This window comes from Micromonospora sp. NPDC049497 (genome assembly GCF_044465805.1).
Classification (GTDB): Bacteria; Actinomycetota; Actinomycetes; order Mycobacteriales; family Micromonosporaceae; genus Micromonospora.
This window is the reverse complement of record NZ_JBITMC010000005.1, coordinates 131,326-152,994: the sequence shown is the minus strand read 5'-3', so window position 1 is coordinate 152,994 and position 21,669 is coordinate 131,326. Positions and strand designations below refer to the sequence as shown.

At 73.2% G+C, this 21,669-nt stretch carries 17 protein-coding genes and 1 pseudogene; 7 read left to right on the top strand and 11 right to left on the bottom strand.

Translation table 11 applies throughout. The features are described from left to right. Positions 1–66: 66 nt before the first annotated feature. Positions 67–1,965 carry an ABC transporter ATP-binding protein gene (locus tag ACIBR0_RS10100; RefSeq protein ID WP_396714333.1) on the top strand — a complete coding sequence of 633 codons (1,899 nt, stop codon included), beginning with the start codon at positions 67–69 and terminating at the stop codon, positions 1,963–1,965. Here the strand turns inward: ACIBR0_RS10100 and ACIBR0_RS10095 are convergent. Next, positions 1,962–2,566, bottom strand: a pseudogene (locus ACIBR0_RS10095) (His/Gly/Thr/Pro-type tRNA ligase C-terminal domain-containing protein). The gene ACIBR0_RS10100 and the pseudogene ACIBR0_RS10095 sit on opposite strands and share 4 nt — an antisense overlap. A gap of 514 nt (positions 2,567–3,080) precedes the next feature. Between ACIBR0_RS10095 and ACIBR0_RS10090 the strand changes: the two are divergent. Next, on the top strand, positions 3,081–3,716 hold the full coding sequence (locus tag ACIBR0_RS10090) for a DedA family protein (protein WP_396714081.1): 636 nt from the start codon (positions 3,081–3,083) through the stop codon (positions 3,714–3,716). 61 nt (positions 3,717–3,777) lie between these two features. On the opposite strand, the gene ACIBR0_RS10085 is transcribed toward ACIBR0_RS10090, so the two are convergent. Continuing rightward, the gene (locus ACIBR0_RS10085; protein WP_396714079.1) at positions 3,778–5,181 is read right to left on the bottom strand and encodes an NAD(P)H-quinone dehydrogenase; all 1,404 of its coding nucleotides are present in this window, start codon (positions 5,179–5,181) and stop codon (positions 3,778–3,780) included. A 165-nt stretch (positions 5,182–5,346) separates the two neighbouring features. Here ACIBR0_RS10085 and ACIBR0_RS10080 point away from each other — a divergent pair, with 165 nt between their 5' ends. Then, positions 5,347–5,802 (top strand): gamma-glutamylcyclotransferase, encoded by a 456-nt coding sequence (locus tag ACIBR0_RS10080; protein ID WP_357033998.1) that lies wholly within the window; start codon positions 5,347–5,349, stop codon positions 5,800–5,802. Between the two features lie 72 nt (positions 5,803–5,874). Here the strand turns inward: ACIBR0_RS10080 and ACIBR0_RS10075 are convergent, their stop codons facing one another. From ACIBR0_RS10075 to ACIBR0_RS10060, 4 genes are all read right to left on the bottom strand, one after another. Beyond that, the gene (locus ACIBR0_RS10075; protein ID WP_396714076.1) at positions 5,875–6,837 is read right to left on the bottom strand and encodes a GNAT family N-acetyltransferase; all 963 of its coding nucleotides are present in this window, start codon (positions 6,835–6,837) and stop codon (positions 5,875–5,877) included. 184 nt (positions 6,838–7,021) lie between these two features. After that, the gene (locus ACIBR0_RS10070) at positions 7,022–7,771 is read right to left on the bottom strand and encodes a hypothetical protein (protein WP_396714075.1); all 750 of its coding nucleotides are present in this window, start codon (positions 7,769–7,771) and stop codon (positions 7,022–7,024) included. Between the two features lie 29 nt (positions 7,772–7,800). After that, positions 7,801–8,736, bottom strand: a complete 936-nt coding sequence (locus ACIBR0_RS10065) for a hypothetical protein (protein WP_396714073.1) — start codon at positions 8,734–8,736, stop codon at positions 7,801–7,803. 6 nt (positions 8,737–8,742) lie between these two features. Beyond that, entirely contained in the window at positions 8,743–9,372 is a 630-nt protein-coding gene (locus ACIBR0_RS10060; RefSeq protein WP_396714071.1) for an MBL fold metallo-hydrolase, read from the bottom strand. Positions 9,373–9,495: 123 nt separating this feature from the next. Between ACIBR0_RS10060 and ACIBR0_RS10055 the strand changes: the two genes are divergently transcribed. Next, positions 9,496–10,476, top strand: a complete 981-nt coding sequence (locus ACIBR0_RS10055) for a DUF4349 domain-containing protein (protein ID WP_396714069.1) — start codon at positions 9,496–9,498, stop codon at positions 10,474–10,476. A 65-nt stretch (positions 10,477–10,541) separates the two neighbouring features. On the opposite strand, the gene ACIBR0_RS10050 is transcribed toward ACIBR0_RS10055, so the two are convergent. The 3 genes from ACIBR0_RS10050 to ACIBR0_RS10040 all read right to left on the bottom strand — a co-directional run bounded on the left by ACIBR0_RS10050 (position 10,542) and on the right by ACIBR0_RS10040 (position 15,052). After that, positions 10,542–11,537 carry a hypothetical protein gene (locus tag ACIBR0_RS10050; protein WP_396714067.1) on the bottom strand — a complete coding sequence of 332 codons (996 nt, stop codon included), beginning with the start codon at positions 11,535–11,537 and terminating at the stop codon, positions 10,542–10,544. Then, positions 11,534–12,808, bottom strand: a complete 1,275-nt coding sequence (locus ACIBR0_RS10045) for an amidohydrolase (RefSeq protein ID WP_396714066.1) — start codon at positions 12,806–12,808, stop codon at positions 11,534–11,536. Before ACIBR0_RS10045 ends, ACIBR0_RS10050 begins: the two co-directional genes overlap by 4 nt. A 660-nt stretch (positions 12,809–13,468) precedes the next feature. Continuing rightward, complete coding sequence (locus ACIBR0_RS10040) at positions 13,469–15,052, bottom strand: methylmalonyl-CoA mutase (RefSeq protein WP_396714064.1); 1,584 nt, start codon at positions 15,050–15,052, stop codon at positions 13,469–13,471. A gap of 205 nt (positions 15,053–15,257) precedes the next feature. Between ACIBR0_RS10040 and ACIBR0_RS10035 the strand changes: the two genes are divergently transcribed. Both ACIBR0_RS10035 and ACIBR0_RS10030 read left to right on the top strand, forming a co-directional pair. Next, positions 15,258–17,288, top strand: a complete 2,031-nt coding sequence (locus ACIBR0_RS10035) for a serine/threonine-protein kinase (protein WP_396714062.1) — start codon at positions 15,258–15,260, stop codon at positions 17,286–17,288. 48 nt (positions 17,289–17,336) lie between these two features. After that, positions 17,337–19,061: a phospho-sugar mutase gene (locus ACIBR0_RS10030; protein ID WP_396714060.1), complete on the top strand. Its 1,725-nt coding sequence runs from the start codon at positions 17,337–17,339 to the stop codon at positions 19,059–19,061. Positions 19,062–19,168: 107 nt separating this feature from the next. On the opposite strand, the gene ACIBR0_RS10025 is transcribed toward ACIBR0_RS10030, so the two are convergent. Further along, entirely contained in the window at positions 19,169–19,846 is a 678-nt protein-coding gene (locus ACIBR0_RS10025; protein ID WP_396714058.1) for a GPP34 family phosphoprotein, read from the bottom strand. Between the two features lie 107 nt (positions 19,847–19,953). Next, on the bottom strand, positions 19,954–20,586 hold the full coding sequence (gene upp / locus ACIBR0_RS10020; protein WP_396714056.1) for a uracil phosphoribosyltransferase: 633 nt from the start codon (positions 20,584–20,586) through the stop codon (positions 19,954–19,956). A gap of 122 nt (positions 20,587–20,708) precedes the next feature. Between upp and deoC the strand changes: the two genes are divergently transcribed. Beyond that, complete coding sequence (gene deoC, locus ACIBR0_RS10015) at positions 20,709–21,668, top strand: deoxyribose-phosphate aldolase (RefSeq protein WP_396714054.1); 960 nt, start codon at positions 20,709–20,711, stop codon at positions 21,666–21,668. Position 21,669: the final 1 nt, after the last annotated feature.

Below are 21,669 nucleotides of genomic sequence, written 5' to 3'. Positions count from 1 at the left end.
ACGGGAACGCCGAAACGGCTGCCGCCCGGAGGGCAGCGCGGCGGCCCGCCGTGGATGTCCGCCGGGATGCCCGCCGAGCGGTCGATGACCTTCGTGCCGTCGGCCCGGCGGCTGCTCGGCCGGCTCCGGCCGCACCGGGCGCACCTGGTCGCGATCATCGCGCTGGCGCTGCTCAGCGTGGGCTTCAGCGTGATCGGGCCGTTGATCCTGGGCCGTGCCACCGACATCATCTTCAGCGGCGTGATCGGCCGACAGCTTCCCGCCGGCACCACCGCCGACCAGGCCGTCCAGGCGGCGCGGGCGGCCGGTGACGACAGCTTCGCCGACATGCTCGCCCGGATGGACGTGGTGCCCGGCGTCGGCATCGACGTCGACGCGCTGGGCCGGGTCCTGCTGCTCGCCCTGGCGCTCTACCTCGGGGCGAGCCTGTTGATGTGGTGGCAGGGCTGGCTGCTCAACGGCGTGGTGCAGCGGACCGTCTACCAGCTGCGCGCCGACGTCGAGGCCAAACTCAACCGGCTGTCGCTGCCCTACTTCGACCGGCAGCCGCGCGGTGAGCTGCTCAGCCGGGTCACCAACGACATCGACAACATCTCCACCAGTCTCCAGCAGACCCTCAGCCAGTTGCTGACGTCGGTGCTCACCGTCGTCGGCGTCCTGGCCGCGATGTTCTGGATCTCGCCGCTGCTGGCCCTGGTGGCGCTGGTCGCCGTACCGCTGTCGGTCGCCGTCACCGGGCAGATCGCCAAGCGGTCGCAGAAGCAGTTCATCGCGCAGTGGACGCACACCGGCGAGCTGAACGGCCACATCGAGGAGGCGTTCACCGGCCACGAGCTGGTCAAGGTCTTCGGCCGGCAGCGCGAGGTGGAGGCCGCCTTCACGGCCCGGAACGACGAGCTGTTCCGGGCCAGCTTCGGGGCGCAGTTCATCTCCGGGATCATCATGCCGGCGATGATGTTCATCGGGAACCTCAGCTACGTGGCCATCGCCGTGGTCGGCGGCCTGCGGGTCGCCACCGGCGCGATGAGCCTCGGCGACGTGCAGGCCTTCATCCAGTACTCGCGGCAGTTCACGCAGCCGCTGACCCAGGTGGCCTCGATGGCTAACCTGCTCCAGTCCGGGGTGGCCTCGGCCGAGCGGGTCTTCGCGGTGCTCGACGCGCGGGAACAGAGCCCGGACCCGGAGCCGCCGGCCCGGGTGACCGAGCCGCACGGCCGGGTCGAGTTCGAGAACGTCTCCTTCCGGTACGCGGAGGACAAGCCCCTCATCGAGGACCTGTCCCTGATCGCCGAGCCGGGGCACACCGTGGCGATCGTCGGGCCGACCGGGGCCGGCAAGACCACCCTGGTCAACCTGGTCATGCGCTTCTACGAACTGGACGCCGGCCGGATCACGCTCGACGGGGTGGACGTCACCACGATGAGCCGCGACGACCTGCGCGGCCGGATCGGCATGGTGCTCCAGGACACCTGGCTCTTCGGCGGCACCATCCGGGACAACATCGCCTACGGGCGGCCGGGCGCGAGCGAGGAGGAGATCGTCGCCGCCGCCCGGGCCACCTTCGTGGACCGGTTCGTCCGCAGCCTGCCCGACGGGTACGACACCGTCATCGACGAGGAGGGCAGCAACGTCAGCGCGGGGGAGAAGCAGCTCATCACCATCGCACGGGCGTTCCTCGCCGAGCCGTCGCTGCTGATCCTGGACGAGGCGACCAGCTCCGTGGACACCCGTACCGAGGTGCTGCTCCAGCGCGCGATGGCGGCCCTGCGGTCGGACCGGACCAGCTTCGTCATCGCCCACCGCCTCTCCACCATCCGCGACGCCGACCTGATCCTGATGATGGAGAACGGCCGGATCGTCGAGCAGGGCACCCACGAGGACCTGCTCGCCGCGAAGGGCCCCTACCACCGCCTCCACGAATCCCAGTTCACCGCCGCGGCGTCCCCGACCCCCGCGTCGGTCTAGGGCAGCGGGACATGGGAGCGGGAACCGACCACGCCGCGGATCAACGCCACGGCGTCGGCGGCGGGCATCGGATCCAGGCCGCGGCCCCCGCGCAGGCGCAGCGAGACCGCGCCGGCCGCGGCCTCGCGGGGGCCGACCACTCCGACGTACGGCACGCGTCTCCGGGCGGCGTCGCGGATCCGGGCACCCAGCGACCCGGCCCGCTCCACCTCCACCCGCAGTCCGCCGGCCAGGGCGTCCGCGGCGAGGGCGTCGGCCCGCGCCCACCGGGCGTCGTCACCCACGTACTTCTCCCCCGGCCCGCGCAGCGACAGGCGGAAACCCGCCGGCCGTACGCCGAGAGCGGCGTGCGCCTGGTGGATCAGCCGCAGGATGTCGCGTACCTCCTCGCCGACCTGCTCCAGCGCGCAGAAGTTGTGCGAGTCGTTGAGCGAGATCGCGCGTACCCGGGACAGGCCGCCGAGCACCCCCGACCGACGTACTCCTCGACGGCGTGGCGGGCGGCGGCGCCGGCCGGCAGCCAGAGCGGCAGGCCCGCGCCGGCCAGCGGGTCGGAGACGAAGAGGTCCAGCTCGCGGCCGAGCCTACGGTGGTCGATCATGTCGCGCTCCTTGATCGGGTACGACCCGGGAGCGACCGGCGTCCGGAAAGCCGCGAGGCCCCGGGGCGGATCGCCCGGGGCCTCGTCGACGGATTCGTCAGTGCGGCGCGCCGGGGTTCCCCGGCGTCGTGGTCCGTTCCGCACTGTGCATGGGGCGACGGTACGCACGTGTCGCCACGTCGGGCATCCGAATTTCCGGCACGCCCGGAGAAAGGGGCGGGCCGCCGGCACGGGACCTGCCGACGGCCCGCGGCGGCCCGCTCGTCGAGAACGGGGGACCCGACGGTCGTGGGGCCGCGCGCCGACAACGGTACGCCGATGAACGCCGATCCGGCGACCGTCCGGCGTACGGGGTTCATCGATGACACCCGCAACCCCGGGCACCCCTCGCTCGTTGATCTCTGGTGGCCCTGTCGTGTCGGCGGTCACCACCGGCCAGGGCCGTCCCCGGTGACCCGGGCCACGTCGTCAGGCTCTGCAACATCCGATCGGCCCGTCCGGTGAGGTGGCAGCCGTGCCCGAACTACTGACCGAGGTCGCGTCCCCCATGTGGGCGTACCTGGCGCTGCTCGGCCTCCTCGTCGTCGACGCCTTCGTGCCGGTGGTGCCCACCCAGGTCCTGATGATCACCGGTGGAGCGCTCACCGTGTACGGCGGGCTGAACCTTCCGGTCACCATCGCGGTCGGGGCGCTCGGCGTCTTCGCCGGGGACCTGGCCTGCTACCTGCTCGGTCGCCGGGCCCCGACGTCGCGGCTCGCGGCCCGGCTCCGTGGCAGCCGCCGCCGGCTGCTCCGGTCCCGTGAACCGGGTCGAGCCCGCCGCGTCGCGGGACGGGTAACGGAGGGCCTGCGGCGTCCCGGCCCGCTGGTGATCCTGCTCTGCCGTTTCGTGCCCGGCGGCCGGATGGCGGCCTGCTTCTCCGCCGGACGCCGCGGTTACCCGTACCGGCTCTTCCTGCTCTACGAGTCGATGGCGGCGCTCGGGTGGGCGGCGTACGGCGCGCTGGTCGGCCACCTGGGCGGGACCGCGCTGACCGAGTCGACGTGGCGGCTGGCGTTGATCGCCGGCGCCGCCGCGGTGGGCTTCGCCGCCGCCGGCTGGGTGATGACGCTGGTCAACACCCGCACCGTACGCCCCACCGCCGAGTGACCAGGAGCGCTTGACCTGTCCGTCCCGGCCGGTGTACGGACCGGCCGGGACGACGGGCGGGTCACTCCAGTTCGTGGAGCATGAGCTGGCGGGCCGCCTCGGTGATCGACCCGGACAGGCTCGGGTAGATGGTGATGGTCTGGGCCAGCTCGTTGACCGTGAGGTTGTTCTCCACGGCCATGGTGATCGGCAGGATCAGCTCGCTCGCCTTCGGTGCGACCACCACGCCGCCGATGACCTGCCCGCTGGCCGGCCGGCAGAAGAGCTTCACGAAGCCGTCGGAGACCTCGTCCATCTTGGCCCGGGCGTTGCCGCCCAGCGTCAGCATGACCTGCCGCGCGGGCACCTTGCCGGCGTCGACCTCGTCCTGGGAGACGCCGACGGTGGCCAGCTCCGGGTCGGTGAAGACGTTCGCCGCGACGGTACGCAGCCGCAGCGGCCGGACCGCCTCCCCGAGCGCGTGCCACATCGCGATCCGGCCCTGCATGGCGGCGACGCTGGCCAGCGGCAGCACGCCGGTGCAGTCGCCGGCGGCGTAGATACCGGGGACGTTGGTGCGGGAGACCCGGTCGACGGTGACGTACCCGCCCCGGGCCAGCTCGACGCCGTACTCGGCCAGGCCCAGGTCCGCGGTGTTCGGGATCGAGCCGACCGCGATGAGCGCGTGCGAGCCGGTCACCGTACGGCCGTCGGACAGCTCGACCTCGACGCCGTCGGCGGTGCGGCGGACGGCGTCGGCGCGGGAGTTGTTGAGGATGCTCATGCCCCGGCTGCGGAAGACCCGCTCGATGGCCATCGCCGCGTCGGCGTCCTCGTGCGGCATCACCCGGTCGCGGCTGGAGACCAGGGTGACCTGGACGCCCATGGCGAGGTATGCGCTGGCGAACTCGGCGCCGGTGACACCGGAACCCACCACGATCAGGTGCTCGGGCAACTCGGGCAGGTCGTACACCTGCCGCCAGGTCAGGATCCGCTCGCCGTCGGGTACGGCGGTGGGGAGCTGGCGCGGGGTGGCTCCGGTGGCGACCAGGACGGTGGACGCGGCGATCGAGTACTCCTCGCCGCCCTCGGCCGGTGTGACGATCACCCGGTGGGTGTGCCCGAGGGTGTCCTCGCCGAGCCGGGCACTGCCCGCGACGAAGGTCACCCCGGCCTTCACCAGCTTGGCGTGGATGTCGCCGGACTGCGCGAGGGCGAGCCGCTTGACCCGCCCGTTGACGGCGGTGGCGTCGACCGTGACGGCCTCCAGGCCGTCGGAGTGCACCCCGAACTCCTCGGTGTCCCGGTATCCGGTGACCACCTGGGAGCTGGCGATGAAGGTCTTCGACGGTACGCAGTCCGACAGCACGCACGCCCCGCCGGCACCCTCGGCTTCGACGACGGTGACGTCCGCGTCCAGCTGGGCGGCGACCAGGGCCGCCTCGTAGCCGGCCGGCCCCCCGCCGATGATCACGATCCGGCTCACAGTGCCGTCCTTTCGTTCGCGACTGCGGGGCTCCGCTCCGCTGCACTCCTCGCGCTCACCGCGCTCGCCCCCGACCAATCCTCACAGTGACTTTCTTCTCCCGAACGCGTCCGACACGCACCGTCGTATTCTCCCCCACCCACCGGGCGGACTATCGTCATCGCCGTGCGTCATTACGCCGCCTACGGCTCAAATCTCGACCCTGCCCGGATGCGCGCCTACTGCCCGCATTCGCCGATGGTGGGCACCGGCTGGCTGGAGGGCTGGCGGCTCACCTTCGCCGGCGAGGACGTCATCGGCTGGGAAGGTGCCGTGAGCACCGTCGTCGAGTCCCCGGGCGACCGGGTGTTCGTGGCGATCTACGACATCCACCCGTACGACGCCGCCCAGCTCGACGAGATCGAGGGCGTGACCGCCGGGACGTACCGCAAGCTGCACGTGCGGATCTCCACCCTCGACGGGGACGTCACCGCCTGGATCTACGTCTTCGACGGGTACGAGGGTGGGCTGCCCACCTCGTGGTACCTGTCGGAGATCGCGAACGCCGCCGAGAAGGCGGGCGCGCCGGACGACTACGTCACCGAGCTGCGGTCCCGCCCGACCAGCACGGCGTCGGCGTAGGGCGTGTCGCACGCCCCCAGTCTGCTACCGCCCCGGCGGTGACCACTGTCCGGGATGGCTCGGCGTCGTCAATCACACACCGGCGGCGGGGACGACCAGCTCGTACATGTCGGCCCAGTACACCTCATTCAGCCCGACCGAGCGGTAGAGGGTGACCGGGGCGGTCGGGTTGCTCAGGTCGACGCCGAGCCCGACGGACTCCCGCCCCTTGGCGGCGTAGACCGCGAAGGCCCGGCGCAGCAGCGCCGCACCCACCCCGCGCCGCCGGTACGCGGGCAGCACGGACAGGCTCCGGACGAACCCCTCGTTCTGCTCCAGCGCCTGGTCGGAGGACTGGAGGGTGCCGGCGGTGGCACCGTCGACCTCGGCGACGAACCACTCGTCCCAGGTGGTGCCGTGCAGGTGGAGCCGGTCACGCCAGAGGTCGAAGCCGTACGGTTCGTAGTCGGGTGTGTCCCGGAACGCGGTGTCGACGATCCGGTGGAACTCGCGCAGGTCGGCCTCGTCGCCGGGGCGCAGCGGACGGACGGTCACCCCGGCCGGCAGCGGTGGCTCGGGGGGCAGGTCGGCCAGCGGACGGTGCATCCGCACGTACCGCTTGACCCGGGTGAAGCCGGCGGCGGCCACCTCGGCCGCCCAGCCGGTCTCCGGGGCGAACACCGCGGTCCGGACGGTGAGCGCCGGCAGGCCCCGCTCGGCGGCCCGCTCGGCGATCCGGTCGAGCATCCGCGCCAGGAGCGGGGCGCGCAGGTCCTCGCCGCGCTCCGGGTCGACGTAGACCTCCACGTACTCCCGGCCCACCCCGGTCGGGTTGTCCACGGTCGCCCAGGCCACGATCGTGCCGTCCGGGTCGGTGACCACCCAGGCGTCGCGGGTCGGGTCGGTGAACGGCGCGGTGAGGGCGGCCTCGACGTCGGCCGCGTCGAAGTCCGGGTATCCGACGGCGAACGTGTCGGCCGCGTGCACGACCGCGAGGATCGCCGACACGTCGTCCAGGGTGGGTCGGCGGGCGGTCCAGCCGGCGGGGAGAGTCACGGGGCGATCCTGGCAGGCGGGCCCGGCGTCGCGCTGCTGATTTTTCCGTCCGGGCTCGGCCGCAACCCGGTGGCCGGGCGTGGTTGTCCGATCGCGTCTGATGTCTGTGCGACATATTGATGTCACAGAGACATCAGGCACGCCGAGGTCCGTGCCTTCGCCCGCGCCCCCGTCGTGTGCGGCCTCACCCGGCGCGGTTCAGGTGGGCGCGGGCGGCGGTGAGCAGGTCCAGCAGCTCGGCGCCGCCCGCCGGACCGAGCGCCGCGAAGGCTGAGGCGGTCAGGCGGTCGGTCACCGCCTCGGCCCACAACCGGCGGCGGACCAGAGGCGCGGCCGGCGGGTACGGTGGCGGCCAGCCGCAGGCCAGCGCGCCGGCCTCCCCCTCGGGCCCCGTCAGCACCGCCTCCAGCGGCGTCATCCCGCTGGCCCGTACGGCGAGCAGATGGGCGCCGGCGAAGTGTTCCCGCAGCAACCGCAGGCCGACGGCGGCGCGTGCTCCGGGTGTCCGTGTCCGGCCCGGCAGCGGCATGGCCCGCCAGGCGGCGAACAGCGGCATGCCGGTGGCGTCGGCCGCCTCGACGGCGTGCCCGAGCAGGACCGCCAGGCGGCCGACGTCCGGCACGGGTCCGAGACGATCGTCGCCCCAGCGGCAGCACTCGTCGAGGGTGGCGGCGGCCACCTCCACCGGCGGGACGACCCGCAGGGCGGCGTCCCACCCGTCGGCGACCGCGTCCGGTGCGAGGAAGCCGAGCACGGCGGCCACCGTCTCCGCCCGGACGTCGCCGAGCGCGCCGGCCCGGCCGGCGACGTAGAAGGCCCAGCCGGAGATGCCGAGCAGTCGCGCCCGGCGCAGCGTGGTCGGGCACCGGGTGAACGCGTCGCCCAGTTCGAGAACAGCCGGTTTGCTGGCCGCGGCGACCTGCTCCGGGGTCATCCGACGCCGTTCCGTCCGTCCATAGGGGATCAGTCTGCCGTGCCACCCTCGGAGCCGACATCCCCCTCTTCGGCGTCCAGCGCCTCGACGGCCGCCTCGACCTCGCCGGCACGGCGGCGGGCGGCGGTGACCGTCCGCTCGGCGGCCCGCCGGGCGAGCTTCGCGCGGCTCAGCTCCTGCTCGGCGACCGCCCGGCGGCGCTCCAGCTCGGCCAGTTCCGCCTCGACGGCGTCCAGGGCGGCGGCGCCGTCGTGCTCGGCGGCCGTCGCCCCGGCCAGGTCCGCCTCCGCCCGTTCCTGGTCGGTACGCGCCCGCGCCAGCTCCTTCTCCAGCGCCCGGCGACGGCGGGCGCGTTCGGCTCGGGCGGCCCGTTCGGCCTGCTCCGCGCGGAGCGCGGCCCGGTCCGGGCGACGGGGTGCGGGCTCGGCCGGTGCCGCCTCGTCGGCGCCTCCGGTGACCAGCCGCAGGTGCGGCCTCGGCACCTCGCCGAAGCCGGAGTGACTGGCGGCGCGGAGCAGCCGGCCGGTGCGCACCTGCTCGGCCACGTCGGTGTCGGAGAGCGCGGCGTTGAGCGTCGCCTCCACCTCGGCCAGCGGCAGCTTCCCGGCCGACGGGGCTCCCTCGGTCTCGCGCGCCAGCTTGCGGACCTCGGCGACGAGGGCGCCGACCACGGCCCGCCGCTGGGCGGAGAGCTCGCGCAGCCGGGGACCGCTCAGCTCCCGCTGGGCGGTGCGCAGCGCCTCGGCGAGCTGCACCAGGTCGGCGACCAGTTCGGGACGCTCCAGGGCGAGCAGGTTGACCAGCCAGGCGGCCACGGTGGGGCGGCGCAGGCGGGCGATGTCCCGGGCGGCCTTCGGGTCACCGGCGCGGCGCGCGTCGGCGACCGCCCCGTCACGTGCGGCGACGAACCGGTCGGGTGGCGTGCGGTAGAGCTGCCGCACCAGGTCTCGGGGCGGGTCGGGCATCGCGCGTCAGGCGTTGACCCGGGTGCCCGGCTCGAGCCGGCGGTAGTCCACATCGGCCATGCGGGTGAAGTTGCTGTTCAGCACCGACAGCCCGTTGTCGTTGAGCAGACCGTCGTGCAGCGCGTACGCCCGACGCGGCGCCACCGCCCGCAGGAAGTCCAGCGACTCGGAGAACTTCGTCCACGGGGCGTGGATCGGCAGGAAGAGCGTGTCGACGCGGACGTCGTCGGGAACCACCAGCGAGTCGCCGGGATGGTAGACCCGGTCGTCGACGAGGTACGCCAGGTTGTCGATCACCGGGATGTCCGGGTGGATCACGGCGTGCCGCCCGCCGTACGCCCGGACGGGAACACCGGCGGCGGTGAACTCGGCGCCCGCCTCGACCGGAGCCAGCACGTCGGCCAGGCCGTCCAGCATGGAGGCCAGCGAGGCCGGCCCGTACAGGGCGAAGGGACGGTCCTCGTGCCGCTCGGCGAGGGCCGGCACGTTCACGTGGTCCGGGTGCTCGTGGGTGATCAGCACGGCGTCCACCCCGTCCAGGGCCTCCGGCTCGCTGAACACCCCCGGGTCGATCACCAGCACTCCCCCGTCGTGCTCGACGCGTACGCAGGAGTGGCCGTACTTCGTCAGCCGCATTCGTGACTCCTCGATTATCGAATCGTGATGTCCTCAGCGCAGTCTGCCGGAACGGGCGCGGCACCGCGCCTCGTCTGACCGATCGCCCCGATCCTCGGGGCCACGGAGGATCGGAGCGGGGACATGGACGGAACGGGACGACGGCGTCGGGGCGTACTGCTCGCGGCGGCGGGACTGGCGGCGGTGCTCGCGGCGGCAGGCTGCGGCGCGTCCGGCGGTGACGAGGCCGGGACGAACGACAGCGCGGCGCGCGGGCCGGCCGCGGCACCGGAGGGCGCCGACCTGGCCGGTGAGGCACCGGCCGGGGCCGGACAGCCCGCCGAGGGGAAGGCCGGGGCGGGGGCACCGGACCTCCGGGTGGACAAACGCTCCATCGTCTACACCGGCTCCATGCGGGTGCAGGTGCGGAACGTGGACCAGGCGGCCCGGGACGCGATCACGCTCGCCACCACGGCGGGCGGGTTCGTCGGCGGCGACCAGCGACGCAGCGCCGGCGGGGACGCCACCGCCGACCTGACGCTCCGGGTGCCGGCGGCGAAGTTCACCGGGGTCGTCGACGAGTTGGCCAAGCTCGGCACCCGGCAGCAACAGGAGATCAACACCGAGGACGTCACCGAGGAGACCGTCGACCTGGACGCCCGCATCACCACCCAGCGCGCCCGGGTCGACAACGCCCGCCGCCTGCTCTCCCGGGCCACCTCCATCGGCGACCTGGTGTCGCTGGAGAACGAGCTGGCCCGGCGGGAGGCCGACCTGGCGTCCCTGGAGGCGAAGAAGCGCCGGTTGGCCGACCTGACCGCGCTGTCGACGATCACCGTGTCCCTGGTGGGCCCGGACGCCCGACCGATCGACGACTCCGACGAGGCCGGCTTCCTCGTCGGGCTGAAGGGTGGCTGGAAGGTCTTCCTGACCTCGATGACCGTGCTGCTGACCGTGCTCGGGGCGATCCTGCCGTGGCTGGTCACGTTCGGCGTACCGCTGGGGTTGCTCTGGTGGTTCGCCCGCCGTCGCCGGCAGCGGCGGCCGGCCCTGGTCGCCCCGGCGGCACCCGGTCCGGCGGTCGCCACGTCGCCGGCCGTGCCGGGGGCGCGGTCCGGGACCTGACGTCGTGCGTCTGGTGGCCCTTCGTCCCGCGACGAACGGCCACCAGACGTCGAGGACGGGCTCAGCTAAGGGAAACGCCAGGGCGCGGTGTCCACCCAGGACCGGATCTGCCGGTCGGTGGCGAGCAGGTCCTTGCGCAGGTCGTACACGAGGTGCCGGGGAGAATCGGCGGGATCGCCCCGTCGGGTCCCCCGGAACGGCAGCACCGGCAGCAACAGCGGATAGTCGATCTGCCCCGTGCCGTTGCCCACCCCGATCTCGCGCTCCAGGAAGTCGCGGATCCCGTTGCGCACGTCCTCGACGTCCTCGAGGCGGGCGAGCCCCGGATCGCCGTCGGCCACGTGATCACCGGCGCGGTCCACCGGCGGCCGCCGCCAGATCAGCTGGAACGCCGGCCGCTTCGCGGTGAAGCCGCGGTCCCAGGGCCGTGGGCTGAGCGAGTACACGTCGTACGTGTGGTGGTGGTAGACCGAGCCCCACTCGCCCATGTCCCGCAGCACCTCGTCGACCGCCGCCAGCCAGGGCAGCAGCTGCTCCTCGCGCAGCCGGGACCCCTCGCTGAGGTGGTACTCCCGGTACAGGCCGGCGCTGCCGGCGTACGGGGCCGGGGGAACCTGCTCGTGCACGTGGACCCGGTTGGCGTCGAGCAGGATCCGGGAGAGGTGGAAGCCGGCGACCGCCACGCCGGGGGCGCGCCCCGCGACGATGTCCTCGACCAGGTGCCGGTAGATGGCGGCGGTCCCCAGGTCCAGGTTGTCGTGCACCAGCTGGGCCAGGTTCGTGAAGTCGACCGGGTCGGTGGCGGCGAGCAGGTCCGGCGTCAGTTCCGTACCGCAGTGCGGCAGGATGTGCAGCTCGCGGAGCGGGCCGTCGGTGCTGGCGACGATCGTGCCACCGCCGACCCGGAGCCACCGGGCGTGCGCTCCGGCCGTCCCCGGGTCCGCGTCGAGGTAGGAGTGACCGCAGTCGGAGCAGTCGTGCTGCCGCTGGTGCTTGAGGAACAGGCCGTCATCGACCAGGTCAGCCGTCGTCACCAGCGCGGCCGGCGCCGGCCGGCTCACCCCGCCGACCCGAAGGTCTCGTCGGCGAGAGCCGCCAGCGCGGTGTGCGCCAGGACGCGGACGCCGTACTCGATGGCCCGCTCGTCCACGTCGAACCCGGGCCGGTGGAGGTCACGCTGGTCGGTCGCGCCGGGCGGCGAGACCCCGAGCCGGATCATCGCGCCGGGAACCCGCTCCAGGTAGAAGGAGAAGTCCTCGCCGCCCATGCTGGTCTCGGCCTCGAAGACGTTCTCGTGGCCCAGCGCCCGGGCCGCCGCCGCGCCGATAATGTCGGCCGCGTGCTTGTCGTTGACGACGGGCGGCGTGCCGCGGACGTACTCGACGTCGATCTCGGCGCCGGTCCCGCTGACCAGGTCCGGGACCAGCTTCATGATGATCTCGCCGGCGTCGTACCACGCCTCCCGGTGCAGGGAGCGGACCGTCCCCCGGATGTACCCGAGCGAGGGGATGGTGTTGGACGCCTCGCCGGCGTGCACCGCACCCCAGACCAGCGAGACCGGCCAGCGGGGGTCCATCCGCCGGGCGAGCTGGGCCGGCAGGTCGGTGACCAGTCGGCCGAGGAGGTCGACCAGGTCGGTGGTGAGGTGCGGGCGGGCGGTGTGCCCGCCCGGGCCGCCGACCCGGATCTCCAGGCTGGCGGCGGCCGCGGTCAGCGGACCGGAGCGCACCCCGACGACGCCGACCGGGTACTGCGGCGCGCAGTGCACCGCGAAGATGCACGAGACACCGTCGAGGCCGCCGGCCGCGATGACCTCCGGCGCCCCGGACGGCATCGCCTCCTCGGCCGGTTGGAAGATCAGCCGCACCCTTCCGGGCAGCCGCCCGCGGTCGGCGAGCCGGGCGAGCAGCGGGGCCAGCCCCAGCAGGATGGTGGTGTGCACGTCGTGACCGCAGGCGTGGCACACGCCCGGCACGGTGGACCGGTAGGAGGCGTCCTTGATGTCGGTCAGCGGCAGGGCGTCGAGGTCGGCGCGGAAGGCGACCAGCGGCCCGGCCGAGGAGCCGATGTCGCAGATGACGCCGTTGCCCTTGGGCAGCAGTCGTGGACGCAGGCCGAGCGCGGCGAGCTGGTGCGCGACGAGGGCGGTGGTCTCGAACTCGTCACCGGACAGCTCGGGATGCGCGTGGATGTGCCGGCGGGTGGCGACGAGTTCGGGTACCCGCAGGGTCAGGAGGTCGTCCAGGCCGTCGGGCAGCGGCTGGGGCGGGGGAGACGCCTCCAGCGGGGATGACGCCGGGCCGCCGGTCGGCGGCGTCAACGCAGTCGTCACGTCGGTTTCTCGATCGCTAGAAAGGCATGGATCTTCCGGGACAGCAGACAGACTAGACCGCCGACGGTGACGCTGCGCAACCTCGTTACGGTGATCATCGAAGCGCACAGTGTCACGATTGCCCTGCTCGGGGCGCTCGGCCAAGAGCGGGACAGCAGGTAGATCGCGGTTCGACGCCGTCATCCGCCCCACACCTCCTACAACGCGTAACCAATTCAGCAGTCGCGAGACAATGCCGAAGGCAGGCCCATCTTTCCGAATTGTCGCATTGGTCGTTTCGGTAAACTGCCACTCCGGCAATCACCCGACCACGCTCAGCAACGGGGCTCCGCAGACGTTCACACCATCGGCCGCTCACTGACCGCACACCGTGTGCGTCCCGAACACACCGGGTTGCGGAGTTCACCCCGTCCGGTTACCCGTAAACCTCTGCGGCACACGCCGCCGCCGGTGGGCCGCGCCGCCCCCGGAGGCGGACGAGCGGGCTCCGGCGTCGTCGCCCGGCCCGCTCAGCATCCGCGCCGCCGTCGGCGACGGGACCTGTCTCGACTGTAGCTCTGCCGGCGACACCCGCGCTCACCAGCGAAAACGTCCGATCAGTCGGAAGCACGACGGCCACCGTGCCCCCTGCCGGGGACCGGTGGCCGTGACGTACGTGGGTCAGAAGCGGTCGGTCGGCCGGTACAGCCCCCAGACCTGGCGCAGCGTGCCGCACACCTCGCCCACCGTCGCCCGCTCCCGCAGGGCCTGCTTCATCGGGTGCAGCACGTTCTCCGTGCCCTCGGCGGCGGCCCGCAACGCCGCCAGAGCCCGCTCGACCGCCCCGTTGTCCCGCTCGGCGCGCAGCTTGGCCAGCCGCTCGCCCTGGGCCGCCTCGATCGTCGGGTCCACCCGCAACGGCTCGTACGGCTCCTCGGCGTCGATGGCGAACCGGTTGAGCCCGACCACCACCCGCTCCCCCGAGTCGATCTCCTGCGCGATCCGGTACGCGGACTGCTCGATCTCCCGCTTCTGGAAGCCCGCCTCGATCGCATCCACCGCCGAGCCGTGCTCGAAGACCCGCTCCATCAGCTCGTTGGCCGCCGCCTCGACCTCGGCGGTCATCGCCTCCACCACGTACGAGCCGGCGAACGGGTCCACGGTGGCGGTCAGGTCCGTCTCGTACGCCAGGACCTGCTGGGTACGCAACGCGAGCCGGGCCGCCTTCTCGGTGGGCAGCGCGATCGCCTCGTCGAAGCTGTTGGTGTGCAGCGACTGGGTGCCGCCGAGCACCGCGCCGAGCCCCTGGACCGCCACCCGGACCAGGTTGACCTCGGGCTGCTGGGCGGTGAGCTGCACACCGGCGGTCTGGGTGTGGAACCGCAGCATCAGGGACTTCGGGTTCTGCGCGCCGAACTCGTCGCGCATCAGCCGGGCCCAGATCCGTCGGGCGGCGCGGAACTTCGCGACCTCCTCCAGCAGGGTGGTCCGGGCGACGAAGAAGAACGACAGCCGGGGCGCGAAGTCGTCGACCGCGAGCCCGGCGGCGAGCGCGGCGCGGACGTACTCGACGCCGTTGGCGAGGGTGAACGCGATCTCCTGCGCGGGCGTCGCGCCGGCCTCGGCCATGTGGTACCCGGAGATGGAGATGGTGTTCCACTTCGGCACCTCCGCCCGGCAGTAGGCGAAGGTGTCGGCGACCAGCCGCAGCGAGGGCTTCGGCGGGAAGATGTACGTCCCGCGGGCGATGTACTCCTTGAGGATGTCGTTCTGGATCGTGCCGTTCAGCGCCGACCCAGGTACGCCGTTCTCCTCCGCGACCAGTTGGTAGAGCAGGAGCAGCACCGAGCCGGGCGCGTTGATCGTCATCGAGGTGGAGACCTTGTCCAGCGGGATGCCGTCGAAGAGCAGCCGCATGTCCTCGATGGAGTCGATGGCGACGCCGACCTTGCCCACCTCGCCGTGCGCGATCGGGTCGTCGGAGTCGTAGCCCATCTGGGTCGGCAGGTCGAAGGCGACGGAGAGGCCCATCGTGCCGGCCCGCAGCAGCTGGTGGTAGCGCGCGTTGGACTCGGTGGCGGTGCCGAAGCCGGCGTACTGCCGCATGGTCCAGGGGCGGGAGGTGTACATGGTGGGGTAGACCCCCCGGGTGTACGGGTACTCGCCGGGACCACCCAGCCGGGAGTCCAGGTCCTCCGGAAGGTCGGCCGCCGTGTAGACGCCCTTGATCGGGAAACCGGACTCGCTTGACCGCCGTTCGCTCATCACCGGATGGTAGGACGAGGCGACGCGTCGACGGGTGAGGGATTCCGCACAGTCCGTCCGCGAAGGTCGACGAGAGGTGAACGGTTGGGCACGTACTGTCGAGTTCGGTAAACGTCCGCCGCGTCGGCTTTCGCATCGGGCGTCGGAACCAGCAAGATAGGGGGGTTGTGTCCCAGCCCCCTCGATTTCCCCCGGTGGCTTTTCTGTGACTCAGATCCCGACGTGGAGCGGCGGACCAGTCAGTCCCCCCAACGGACGCGCGACACCCGGCACCACCATCGGTGGTCGGTACTCGTTGCGCTCCTCCGTGGGCAACGGGGGCATGGGCACGGTCTGGCGTGCCACAGACACGCTGCTGCGTCGTGACGTGGCGGTCAAGGAGGTCGTGCTGCCGCCGGGGCTCGCCCCGAGCGACCGCGACGCCATGTACGAGCGCACGCTCCGCGAGGCGCGCGCCGCCGCCGCGATCCAGCACCCGGCCGTGGTGCAGGTGTACGACGTGGTCACCGAGGGCGGGCGGCCGTGGATCGTGATGGAGCTGCTGGACGCCCGCAGCCTCGCCGACATGGTGATCGAGGACGGCCCGGTCGCGCAACGGGTGGTGGCCAAGATCGGCATCGCCCTGCTGGGCGCGCTGGAGGTGGCGCACGCGATCGGCGTGCTGCACCGCGACGTCAAGCCGGCCAACGTGCTGATCTGCTCCGACGGCCGCTGCGTGCTGACCGACTTCGGCGTCGCCCGGATGCCCACCGACGTGCAGCTCACCACCCCCGGGATGGTGCTCGGCTCGCCGCACTTCATCTCACCGGAGCGGGCGATGGGCCAGGACTTCGGGCCCCCCAGCGACCTGTTCTCCCTCGGCGTGACCCTCTACACGGCGGTGGAGGGCCGGCCCCCGTTCGACAAGGGCGACCCGATCGAGACGATGCACGCCGTCGTCGAGGACCCGCCGGCCCCGCCGCAGCGCAGCGGCCCGCTGACGCGCGTGCTCATGGGCCTGCTGGAGAAGGATCCGGCTCGCCGGCTTGACGTGCACACCGCCCGGGCCATGCTCCGTGAGCTGCTGGCCGGCCCGCTGACCAGCACCGCCGCCGCGGTCAACTCGGTGACCGACCCCTACTCGGTGGTGCCGGTGCAGCGGCCGGTGTCGACCCCGCCGCCGGCCGCGCCGGAGCCGAAGCCAGGCGGCCAGATCGGCGGTCGCGCGATGCTCGCCGCGGGCGAGTCGCTGACCGACCGGCTGGCCGCGCTGCGCCGCGGAGAGCGGCCGAAGCCCGCCGCGGGCACGAGCGCGATGGACGACACCAGCGCCGACGCGCTGGCCGGCCCGCTGCACACGCCCACCGGCGCGATACCGGCACCGCCCGGCCCGGCCGCACCGACCACCGGCCGCACCTACGGCGGGGCCGACGCCACCCAGCGCATCGGCGCCGGCCGGCCGGACGCCCCCCAGCCGGTGACCTACGGGCAGCCGGAGGCCACCCAGCGGATGGGCGGCGCGTACGGCGGCGGCCAGTGGTCGGTGCCGGGCACCGGCCAGGCGTGGACCGCGCCGGCCGCCGCGTCCGCCCCGGCCGGTTCCGGCGGCGGGACCGTCGACCGCCTGCGTGGCGCCGGCGGCCGTCTGGTCACCACCGTCCGGGGCTGGCCGCGCAAGGTCCAGCTCGCCGCGGCCGGCGGCCTGGCCGTCCTGCTGCTGCTCGTGTCGGTGGCCCTGCTCAGCGACGACGACCCGACCCCGCCCGCGCCACTGGCCGCCCCGACCACGGCGGCCCCGGCGACCGGCCTGCCGGAGATGGCGGAGCACTCCGGCAAGGGCGTCCGGGTGCTGGTGCCCAAGGGCTGGCAGCGCAAGAGCGCCGGCGACTGGGTCGACTACGTCGACCCCGCCGACGAAGGCCGCAAGGTGCGGATCCTGGTGGAGAAGTTCAGCACCACCTCGGTGCGCTGGTCCGAGGTCGCGGAGGAGGGGCTGCAGAGCCGCTCGAAGTCCTGCACCAAGCCATACGCCCAGGTAGCACGCAAGGACGACGCGGACCTGGCGGGCATGCCGGCCGCCGAATTCGAGTACACCTGCGGCGAGGGCGACGCCAAGCGGCACGGCGTGTGGCGGGGCGTCGTGCACGACGGCCGGGCGTACTCCTTCTACCTGACCTCGACCGATACGAAGTTCGAGGAGAGCCGGCCGATCTTCGACGAGATGGTGCGGTCCTTCCAGCTCACCGCCGCCGGCTGAGTCGAGGTCGGGCGGACGTGGTGCCCCGGCGGCGTGCTATCAAGAGGCATGCCGGCGGACACGACTGACATTGACGACATTCGCGAGCAGGCCCGACGCTGGGTCGAGGACGACCCCGACCCGGCCAGCCGGGAGGAGCTGCGGGCGGTGCTCGACCGGCTGCCGGCGAGCGCCCCGGAGCTCGCCGACCGCTTCGCCGGTCCGCTGACCTTCGGCACCGCCGGGCTGCGCGGCCCGCTCCGGGCCGGCCCGAACGGGATGAACCTGGCGGTGGTCACGCAGGCCGCCGCCGGGCTCGTCGGCTGGCTCAACGCCCAGGGCGGTTCCGGTCCGCTGGTGATCGGGTACGACGCCCGGCGCGGCTCGCGGGAGTTCGCCGAGCGCACCGCCCAGGTGGCCACCGGGGCGGGACGGCCGGCGCTGCTGCTGCCCCGACCGCTGCCCACGCCGGTGCTCGCGTACGCGGTGCGCAAGCTCGACGCGGTCGCCGGCGTGATGGTGACGGCCAGCCACAACCCGCCGCAGGACAACGGCTACAAGGTCTACCTCGGCGCCCAGCTGGGCGGTGCGCTGGGGGCGGGAGCGCAGATCGTGCCGCCGGCCGACGCCGGCATCGAGGCCGCGATCCGGGCCGTCGGCGCACTGGCCGAGGTGCCGCTCGGCCCGCCCGGGCAGGTGCTCGGCGACGACCTGGCCACGTCGTACGTGGAGCGCGCCGTCGCGGTGATCGACCCGGGCGGCCCGCGTGACCTGAACGTCGCGTACACGCCGTTGCACGGCGTCGGCGCGGCCGTGCTCACCGCCGCGTTCACCCGGGCCGGCTTTCCGGTCCCCGGAGTGGTGCCCGAGCAGGCCGAGCCGGACCCGCGTTTCCCCACCGTCTCCTTCCCCAACCCGGAGGAGCCGGGGGCGGTGGACCGCCTCGTCGCGCTCGCCGAAGCCACCGGCGCGGACCTCGCCATCGCCAACGACCCGGACGCGGACCGGTGTGCGGTGGTGGTCCGGGAGACCGACGGCGCGGCCAGCGCGGCCGGCGAGGTCGCCGGTCCGGGCGGTACGGACCCGGCCGGTCGCGGGTGGCGGATGCTGCGCGGCGACGAGGTGGGCGTGCTGCTGGCCGACCACCTGATGCGACGTGGTGTCACCGGCCTGTACGCCACCACGATCGTGTCGTCGTCCCTGCTGCGCGCGATGTGCGCCGCCCGGGGCCTGCCGTACGACGAGACCCTGACCGGGTTCAAGTGGATCGTGCGGGCCGGCGGCGGGGCCGAGCCGCTGGTCTTCGGCTACGAGGAGGCGCTCGGCTACTGCGTCGCCCCGGACCACGTCCGGGACAAGGACGGCATCACCGCCGCGCTGACCGTGGCCGAGCTGGCCGCCGGCCTCAAGGCGCGCGGTCGCACGCTCACCCACCGGCTGGACGAGTTGGCCGCCGAGTTCGGCGTGCACCTCACCGACCAGTTGTCGGTACGGGTGGACGACCTGCGCGTGATCGCCGACGCGATGGCCCGTGTCCGCGCCGCCACGCCGACCGCCCTGCTCGGGCAGCCGGTCACCGAGGCACAGGACCTGCTCCCCGAGGCGGACGTGGTGATCCTCCGTACCGGGGCGGCCCGTGTGGTGATCCGCCCGTCGGGCACCGAGCCGAAGCTCAAGGCGTACCTGGAGGTGGTGGAGCCGGTCGCGGACGGCGACGTGGCCGCTGCCCGCCGCCGCGCGGAGGCCGCCGTCGCCGCGCTGCGCACCGAGATCGCCACCACCCTGGGCCTGTAAGGAAGGGCCCCCTCTTAACGCCTGCGGTAGAGGAAGGGCCCCTTCTTAACACCGGAGTGTTAAGAAGGGGCCCTTCCTTGCACCACGGGCAGGCGGGGCGGGGTGGGTCAGGGGCGCTTGCCCAGGGCCTGGTCGACGGCCTGGGCGAGAGCGGCGACGACCAGGCCGACGCTGGGACGGACCACGGAGTCGTCGAGGCTGACGTTGCCGGAGAAGCCGGCGCCGCCGGCGATCTCCTCCAGCCGGCGGCGGGCGTCGACCGCGGCCTCGCCGGTCAGGCCGAGCGCCGGCTCCATCCGCAGCACCGCGACCAGGGTGGCCAGTGCGGCGGTCCGCTCGTCGGGAAGCTGCCCGTCGGCGAGCGCCTCCCCGAGCCGGCGCCGGCTGTCCTCCTCCACCGACGGGTCGGCCGCCGGGTAACGGTGCACCACGATGAAGCCCAGTTCGGTCTCCTCGACGTCGCGGACCGCGCCACGCCGCACCAGGTCACCGAGGATGCGGTCGCGCAGGCCGTGGCGCAGCCGCTGCACCCACGAGGACGGGCTGTGCGGAGTGTCGTCGGCGATCCGGGCGAGGACCGCGTCCAGGATCGGCTCGCCGACCGGCGTCGGGTCGACCGCCGCCAGGGAGCCGTCGGCGTACGCGATCCGGCCGGCCAGCGCCAACTCCACCAGCACGGCCGCGGCCATGCCCAGGTCGAGGCTGATCCGGGGCATGGTCGCCTTGCCGGTCTCATCGTCGTACGCCAACAGCAGCAGCTCTTCGGCGAGCGCAACACCAGTCATGGCCCGAGACGGTAGCGGGTGCCGGCATCTTCCCGCGCGGCAACGCGCCTGACCGCCCGGGCACGACGGCGGCCCGCCGGGGTGGACCGGCGGGCCGTGGGCCGGTGTCAGAACCGGGGCATGCCGCCGAACTGCCGGTCGCCGGCGTCGCCGAGGCCGGGGACGATGAACATCCGGTCGTTCAGGCCCTCGTCGATGGAGGCGGTGACCAGGCGCAACGGCAGCCCGGACCGCTCCAGGCGCTCGATGCCGACCGGCGCGGCGAGCACGCACAGCACGGTGATGTCGGTGCAGCCCCGGTCGGCCAGCAGCCGGCAGCAGTGCTCCAGCGAGCCGCCGGTGGCGAGCATCGGGTCGAGCACCAGCACCGGCAGGCCGGACAGGTCGCGGGGCAGCGACTCCATGTACGCGCGCGGCTCGTACGTCTCCTCGTCGCGGGCGAGGCCGACGAAGCCCATCGACGACTCCGGCAGCAGACCCAGTGCGGCGTCGGCCATGCCGAGACCCGCCCGCAGCACCGGCACCAGCAGCGGCGGGTTGGCCAGCCGGGTGCCGTGGGTGCCGGTGACGGGAGTCTGCACCGGGTACGTCTCGATCGGGAAGAAGCGGGCGGCCTCGTACACCAGCATGGTGGTGAGTTCGTGCAGCGCCGCCCGGAACGAGGAGGAATCGGTGCGCGCGTCCCGCATGGCGGTCAGCCGCGACTGGGCCAGCGGATGGTCAATGACGTGTACGTCCACGGTCGCCCAACCTACCCGCCCGTCGCCCGGGGCACGGCCGGTGTGGCCGGACCAGCGACATCGCTCACCGGCAGCCGAAGTGACCAAGATCACCTGCCCGGTGGATGCGTAGACTTCGGGGCATGACGGCGACAGCGACGTCGGCCCGGTCGGAGCTCTCCGAGCTGGGACGATCCGAGACCGCTCTGCGGACCTTCCTGCACGGCCTGCCCGGCGTGGACCAGGTCGGCGCGGAGCAGCGGGCGGCACAGCTCAGCACCCGCTCCATCAAGACCACCGCCAAGGCCCAGGCCATCGAGCTGGCCATCCGGATGGTCGACCTGACCACGCTGGAGGGGGCGGACACCCCCGGCAAGGTGCGGGCGCTCGCGGCGAAGGCGCTGCGCCCCGACCCGGCCGACCCGAGCTGCCCGCACGTCGGCGCGGTCTGTGTCTACCCGGCGATGGTCCCGTACGTGGCCGAGGTGCTGCGGGGCAGCGGTGTCCACCTGGCCAGCGTGGCGACCGCCTTCCCGTCCGGGCAGGCCCCGCTGGAGATCAAGCTGGCCGACACCCGGGCCGCCGTCGAGGCCGGCGCCGACGAGATCGACATGGTCATCAACCGGGGCGCGTTCCTGGCCGGGCGTTACAAGGAGGTCTACGACGAGATCGTGGCCACCAAGTCCGCCTGCGGGGACGCCCACCTCAAGGTGATCCTGGAGACCGGCGAGCTGGCCACGTACGACAACGTGCGCCGCGCCTCCTGGCTGGCGATGCTGGCCGGCGGCGACTTCATCAAGACCTCCACCGGCAAGGTCCCGGTGGCCGCGACGCTCCCGGTGACCCTGGTGATGCTGGAGGCGGTCCGCGACTTCCGCGCCGCCACCGGCGTGCAGGTCGGCGTGAAGCCGGCCGGCGGCATCAAGACCACCAAGGACGCGATCAAGTACCTGGTGATGGTCAACGAGACCGTCGGCGCGGACTGGCTGGACCCGGCCTGGTTCCGGTTCGGTGCGTCCAGCCTGCTCAACGACCTGCTCATGCAGCGCACCAAGCTGACGACCGGCGTCTACTCCGGTCCCGACTACTTCACCCTGGACTGAG

Bases quoted from the DNA above. Each gene is read 5' to 3' on its own strand.
- ACIBR0_RS10060 (WP_396714071.1), bottom strand. From the start codon at position 9,372: ATGCGGCTGACGAAGTACGGCCACTCCTGCGTACGCGTCGAGCACGAC.
- ACIBR0_RS10100 (WP_396714333.1), top strand. From the start codon at position 67: ATGCCCGCCGAGCGGTCGATGACCTTCGTGCCGTCGGCCCGGCGGCTG.
- deoC (WP_396714054.1), top strand. From the start codon at position 20,709: ATGACGGCGACAGCGACGTCGGCCCGGTCGGAGCTCTCCGAGCTGGGA.
- ACIBR0_RS10030 (WP_396714060.1), top strand. From the start codon at position 17,337: ATGCCGGCGGACACGACTGACATTGACGACATTCGCGAGCAGGCCCGA.
- ACIBR0_RS10025 (WP_396714058.1), bottom strand. From the start codon at position 19,846: ATGACTGGTGTTGCGCTCGCCGAAGAGCTGCTGCTGTTGGCGTACGAC.
- ACIBR0_RS10070 (WP_396714075.1), bottom strand. From the start codon at position 7,771: ATGACCCCGGAGCAGGTCGCCGCGGCCAGCAAACCGGCTGTTCTCGAA.
- ACIBR0_RS10065 (WP_396714073.1), bottom strand. From the start codon at position 8,736: ATGCCCGACCCGCCCCGAGACCTGGTGCGGCAGCTCTACCGCACGCCA.
- ACIBR0_RS10055 (WP_396714069.1), top strand. From the start codon at position 9,496: ATGGACGGAACGGGACGACGGCGTCGGGGCGTACTGCTCGCGGCGGCG.
- ACIBR0_RS10040 (WP_396714064.1), bottom strand. From the start codon at position 15,052: ATGAGCGAACGGCGGTCAAGCGAGTCCGGTTTCCCGATCAAGGGCGTC.